This window comes from Enterobacter cloacae complex sp. IR5441 (assembly GCF_049238215.1).
Lineage (GTDB): Bacteria > Pseudomonadota > Gammaproteobacteria > Enterobacterales > Enterobacteriaceae > Enterobacter > Enterobacter hormaechei_C.
The window spans coordinates 1-5,944 of record NZ_JBMKIA010000070.1; the positions used below are offsets into that span (position 1 = coordinate 1).

Genomic DNA, 5,944 nt, shown 5'->3' on the forward strand with positions numbered 1-5,944 from the left:
GTTCGCACATCTTGTTGTCTGATTATTGATTTTTCGCGAAACCATTTGATCATATGACAAGATGTGTATCCACCTTAACTTAATGATTTTTACCAAAATCATTAGGGGATTCATCAGGACTTAATATCCGTTTTGTTCCTGAACGTCTCTGTTTTAAGAAACTCTTCGGTGAGCTGAAGTTTACCTGTCAGAAAATCGCGGTCCTGATTATCGAAATAGCCATTAAGGGTGCTAATCAGGATAAAACTTGATAACCACCATACCGTAAGCATCACCGCAGAAAAAATCAGGCTCAGGCGTGTGGTCAGGGAAATTTTGAACCTCACTCTTCTCTGATCTCCAGGACATATCCGGCACCGCGAACGGTATGGATCAGTTTTGGCTCAAAGTCATCATCAATTTTACTTCTCAGACGTCTCACGGCGACATCAATCACATTCGTATCACTGTCAAAATTCATGTTCCAGACCAGGGACGAGATAAGACTCCTGGGTAACACTTCTCCGGTGCGTTGCAGCAGCAACTCAAGCAGAACGTATTCTTTACCGGTGAGATGGATCTTCTTCCCCGAACGGATCACGGTCCGGCGCACCATATCAACGGTCATATCGGCGATGGTGCAGACTGTTGCGGCCTGCGAGCGTGCCCGGCGCAGTAGGGTTCTTACACGTGCAACCAGCTCCGTAAAATCAAAGGGCTTAATCAGGTAGTCATCTGCGCCAAGCTCCAGTCCTTTCACTTTGTCCCGCACGTTGTCCTTTGCGGTTAAAAACAGGACCGGTTCTTCGTGCCCGGACTCCCTCAGTGCGCTGATGATTTGCCACCCGTCGAGGAAAGGCAGCATCACGTCCAGTATTATCAAATCATACTGTCCCTTCGACGCGGCCCCGAGACCATCGCGGCCATTATTAAAGAGATCGGCCTGATAGCCTTCCTCAACCAGTCCCTGCTGCAGGTAACGACCTGTTTTTTGTTCGTCTTCAACGATTAAAATACGCTGCATGGTCAACTCGCTGATATGAAAGTAAAAATCTCACGCATGAGCTTTGGCTGTCCCCTAGCTGACCTGAGACGGAGCAAGCATTCCGAGCCACGCTACGGCGCCCAGAATGATAATCGCAACAACGAATTCTGTCAGGATGCTGTTTCGCATCAGGGCAACGCTGCGATCATAATTCCCTTCCCTGACCATAACTTCAAGCCGGGGACCCAGGTGAAACCGGTTTGCTGCAGCCAGAAGAAGCATCAGAACAAACAGAGCCGTCTTGGCAAGCAATATCCTCCCCCAGGAACTGTTGAATAAGGGAGTTAAGTTACCCTCAGCAATATACAGATAGTTGACCAGCGCACTCAGGATCAGGGCTACAACAATCACCGTTCCTGCCGTGGCAAATTTTGCCAGGGAGTCAGATATCACAATGACGCTCTGTGCATTATGCTCGTTTCTGCGCATCAGCAGGATAGCAAATGCAACCAGAGCACCTGTCCAGGCACCTGCAGCGCCGAGATGGGTCAGATCGCTCAGTAAATGGAGATAGTAATGCAGACCGTCATGCATAACGGCGTGTCCTCCCCAGGCAAGTGTAGCCAGCGCCACGCCCCCACTCATCGTCATCAGCAGGCAGGACAATACTCTCTTATTAGTGTAAAGGAACAAAGCACCGAGTGTGGTAAACAGGGCACAGAGCCTGACAATCCAGCTAATACCCACATCAGTTTCTTCTATCACCATCTCGATAACATGGATGGATAATTCTCTGAGGTCAGTTACTCCACTCATGGCATTAGATACCAGGAGCATATTAATGCCAGTAAGAATGATGCCTGTAACAACAGCAAAAGTTATAAACGACCTGAAATTAGTCAGGTTATAGGTTTCATGTCTGACACCGCTTATTCCATATATCTGAAAAAATGGCAATCCAAATATTACCATCAAATCCAGATAAAGAAGAAAACGAATAACAATCATAATCAGGTCGTTCATAATATTACTTCACTGTAAAGGTGTAATTACCGGTAATAGGGTGCGTATCTGAAGAAACCGCGCGCCAGTCAACACGATAAGTGCCAGCGGGTAAAGGCTCTCGCGGAATAATGACCATCGATTTAGGGTCAGCGCCTGGCGCCACTTTTGCCGCGACCGGCATCGGAGAATGTGATGACATGCCTTTCATACCCGTCATCGTTAATTTTGCACCTGAGAATTTCACGGTCAGATTTTCCGAGAAATTAAGCTGAATCTTTTCCGGGGCCGCTACGGCTGAATCAGCCTGTGGCACAGAGCTTTTTAATTCCGGATGGGCCATAGCAGAGAAAGCAACGCCCATAACGAGGCCACCTGTAAGAATGGCTTTATTTAAAATCGACATTTTATTTACCTGTTTAGTTGAGTGTTTTATATCAGTGCGTTAAAACCAGATTCTGGCTCCCGCCAGGAATACTACCTGATGGTCTTTCTCACCTTCTCTTTTCGCCATATCGGATGTTTTCCCGTAAAGTTGATTCCAGGAAACGCCTATATAGGGTGCAAACTCACGGCGTATTTCATAGCGCAGCCGGAGCCCCAGCTCTGTGTCAGTCAGTCCCCTGCCGCGACCCCGCGATTCATCATCCTGACTGTAGAAATTCACCTCATAGGATGGCTGGAGTATGAGCCGGTTAGTCAGTAAAACGTCGTATTCTCCTCCCAGACGAAGGGCTGCTTTTCCGCCATTACTGACAAAACCCGTAATTTCAGACTCAAAATTATAGAGTGCCAGCCCCTGAAAACCGACAGCAGCCCAGGTCCGGGCAGAAGCAGGTCTGAAATCCTGCCTGACACCCGCAACCAAATCCCACCATGGGCCAACCGCATGTCCCCAGAGTAACTGCGCTTCAGCCGCCTCCGTTTCCCCATTGCTTCGTTCACCTTCACTCTTTAGCCAAATCCGATCTGTGTCGCCTCCAATCCAGCTGTTAACACTCCAGCTGAAATTGTTGGTGTTATCCGACCGTTGCCATTCCAGTTGATCCAGCAGAACCAGATAATTAATCGCACTGTCGTGAATCGCATGCCCCTGTAAATTGCCGAATGCAGCCTTCCGGTCGGCATCGGTAACAGGCGGAATTGGCGTTCTGCTCTCAGTTACAATGGGCTCCATTGACGTCATCTCAGTGAAATTCTCATCTGCTGGCATCTGCATGGCAGACATGTCGTGCCCGGCGTGGGGATCTGCAGAGACGGAGCCCGCCGCAATAGAAAGCTGTGAGGTAAACAAACCGGCGACCAGAACAGGTATGGCCTTCAAATTTCTCTTCATTCGCATCATTCCTCCACCCGGACTTCACGAAACATTCCCATTTCCATGTGATAGAGCAAATGGCAGTGATACGCCCAGCGGCCAAGCGCATCTGCTGTCACTCTGTAACTGCGTTTTGTACCAGGGGGAACATCTATTGTGTGTTTACGAACCATGAAATTACCGTTTTCATCTTCCAGATCGCTCCACATACCATGCAGGTGAATGGGGTGAGTCATCATGGTATCGTTGATCAGCGTGATCCTGAGCCGCTCACCGTATTTCAGCAGCACCGGTGCGGCATCTGAAAACTTGATTCCGTTAAATGACCAGGCAAACTTTTCCATGTGGCCGGTTAAATGCAGTTCTATGGTACGGCCAGGTTCACGTCCGTCAGGATCCTCAAAGCGGCTTTTCAAATCCGCGTACGTGAGAACCTTTCTTCCGTTATTTCGAAGACCAATACCCGGATCATTTAATTTCGGAGAGACGCTCATCGCCTGCATATCAACCAGTGGGTTATCCGTTTCTGACGCAGGATGACTTTGCATACCCGGCATTCCGGCCATCCGGGAATGATCCATACCGGCCATGCTGCTGTGATCCATGGGCGCGGAGGATGTCCCGCTATCCGGAAGGTCAGCACCGTCCATAGACATCATCTCTCCGCTGTTATCCATGCCTCCCATCTGGCTGTGGTCCATTCCTGCCATATCATGTCCCATTCCCCCCATACCCATATCTTCCATGGTCAACAGAGGACGGGGATCGAGGGGGGGAACGGCAGCACTTAACCCCTCTCTCGTGGCCAGTGTCCCTCGAGCGTAACCGGTCCTGTCCATGGATTGTGCGAAGATGGTATAGGCCTCACCCTGAGGCTCCACAATGACATCATAGGTTTCGGCAACGGCAATCCTGAATTCGTCAACGGTAACCGGGTTTACATACTGGCCATCTGCAGCCACGACCGTCATTTTCAGCCCGGGGATACGGATATCGAAATAGGTCATTGCCGAGCCGTTGATAAACCGTAAGCGTATCTTTTCACCGGGACGGAACAGTCCGGTCCAGTTTTTCAGCGGGGCCTGCCCGTTCATGAGATAGGTGTAGGTGTAGCCACTGACATCCGCGAGGTCAGTCGGATTCATTTTCATTTCAGCCCACATTTTCCGATCGGCAATGGTGGCTGACAGCCCCCTGGTATTCACGTCGCGGAAAAAAGAGCCAACGGTTGGTTTATTGAAATTGTAGTAATCCGACTGTTTTTTTAATTTTTTCAGCAGGCTGTGAGGATTTTCATCGGTCCAGTCAGACAACATGACCACATGCTCACGATCGTAAGTAAACGGTTCTGGCTCCCCGGCATCGATGATAATGGCACCGTATACCCCCTCCTGTTCCTGCAGACCGGAATGGCTGTGGTACCAGTAAGTCCCGTTCTGCTTAACCTTAAAGGTGTAAACGTAGGTATCATCAGGCTCTATGCCCATAAAACTCAGCCCCGGAACACCATCCATATTGGCCGGAAGAATAATGCCGTGCCAGTGAATGGACGTCTGTTCATTAAGACGGTTTTTGACCTTCAGGGTAATGGTGTCACCTTCTTTCCAGCGAAGAACGGGCCCCGGCAGACCTCCATTGATTGTTTTGGCCTGACGCTCACTGCCCGTGATATTGACGGCCGTTTCACCAATGGTCAGGTCAAACTGAGTACCCTGCAGGGATGCGGCAACTGGCAGGCTCAGACTGGAACGCGCATTGAAACTCCATACGCCAAGACTTCCGGCTACGCCAGAGAGGGTTAACCCCTTCAGGAAAGTTCGTCGAGACGTTTTCAACAGCATGCGCATTCCCTTATTTAAAGTATGGTTACTGACAGAATTCGAGAACCGATTTAAATTAAATTACTGGTTCATCCACTTACAATGAAATGAATCTAGCACACCTTAAGAAACAAATTCATTACAATCGTGTAATGTACATAGCTGTATTACATTTACGTCATCTTCCCCACAGGTTGATTATTTTTATATATGATCATAAGGATATCTTTTATGTACCTCAGAAGGTAATTACACATGAATATATTAATCACGACCACTGCGTTTACAGCTTTATTTTGTGGGGCAGCTTTTGCTCAGTCCAGTGATATTGCCCATGAAGCACATCGATTTGTTAATAATGCCTCAGCCGTCAGTCATGTGAATTCCTCGACGCATGAAAACTTACCGGACAGGGTTAATAAAAACAACACGCCCTCATTCTCTGAAATGAATGAACATGAAAGGGCCATTGTTGCTCATTCATTTATGAACAACAGCGCGTCCTATGCGCATCAGAAAATGATTGAGGAACATAAAAAAATGCTGTCCGGCAGTGATGCAAATTCAAAGACCTCGTCTTCTTCTTTTAACGAACTGAATGCCGGAGAAAAAGCCGCTCTCGTGCATGAGCAGGTCAATAATGCCGGTGCGGAAGCACATCAGACGCAGGCAAGAAAGCTTCGCGGGCTGTATTCGACCAGGTAACTGCAGGCGGGTTAGTGCTTAGCGCTGAGAGATCCCCTCATAATTTCCCCAAAGCGTAACCATGTGTGAATAAATTTTGAGCTAGTAGGGTTGCAGCCACGAGTAAGTCTTCCCTTGTTATTGTGTAGCCAGAAT

At 48.6% G+C, this 5,944-nt stretch carries 7 protein-coding genes and 1 pseudogene; 1 reads left to right on the plus strand and 7 read right to left on the minus strand.

The window, feature by feature from the left end; translation table 11 throughout:
* Window positions 1-116 precede the first annotated feature (116 nt).
* The 6 genes and pseudogenes from ACOTX5_RS25950 to pcoA all read right to left on the minus strand — a co-directional run.
* Window positions 117-326 (minus strand): annotated as a pseudogene (locus ACOTX5_RS25950) (hypothetical protein); the annotation flags it as partial.
* Window positions 323-1,003, minus strand: a complete 681-nt coding sequence (pcoR, locus tag ACOTX5_RS25955) for a copper response regulator transcription factor PcoR (protein ID WP_001188930.1) — start codon at window positions 1,001-1,003, stop codon at window positions 323-325. The gene pcoR and the pseudogene ACOTX5_RS25950, both read right to left, overlap by 4 nt.
* Before the next feature lie 54 nt (window positions 1,004-1,057).
* Window positions 1,058-1,936, minus strand: coding sequence for a copper resistance inner membrane protein PcoD (pcoD, locus tag ACOTX5_RS25960; RefSeq protein WP_229692861.1), 879 nt, complete (start codon window positions 1,934-1,936; stop codon window positions 1,058-1,060).
* A 55-nt stretch (window positions 1,937-1,991) separates the two neighbouring features.
* A complete protein-coding gene (gene pcoC / locus ACOTX5_RS25965; RefSeq protein ID WP_000025662.1) occupies window positions 1,992-2,372 on the minus strand; it encodes a copper resistance system metallochaperone PcoC in 381 nt (126 codons plus the stop codon).
* 39 nt (window positions 2,373-2,411) lie between these two features.
* Window positions 2,412-3,302, minus strand: a complete 891-nt coding sequence (pcoB, locus tag ACOTX5_RS25970; protein WP_001378118.1) for a copper resistance outer membrane transporter PcoB — start codon at window positions 3,300-3,302, stop codon at window positions 2,412-2,414.
* 5 nt (window positions 3,303-3,307) lie between these two features.
* Entirely contained in the window at window positions 3,308-5,125 is a 1,818-nt protein-coding gene (gene pcoA / locus ACOTX5_RS25975) for a multicopper oxidase PcoA (protein WP_000925240.1), read from the minus strand.
* 234 nt (window positions 5,126-5,359) lie between these two features.
* On the opposite strand from pcoA, the gene ACOTX5_RS25980 reads away from it, so the two are divergent.
* On the plus strand, window positions 5,360-5,809 hold the full coding sequence (locus ACOTX5_RS25980; protein ID WP_001023257.1) for a copper resistance protein: 450 nt from the start codon (window positions 5,360-5,362) through the stop codon (window positions 5,807-5,809).
* A 37-nt stretch (window positions 5,810-5,846) separates the two neighbouring features.
* Here ACOTX5_RS25980 and ACOTX5_RS25985 read toward each other — a convergent pair.
* A partial coding sequence (locus ACOTX5_RS25985) for a hypothetical protein (RefSeq protein WP_035294458.1) occupies window positions 5,847-5,944 on the minus strand: 98 nt, incomplete at its 5' end.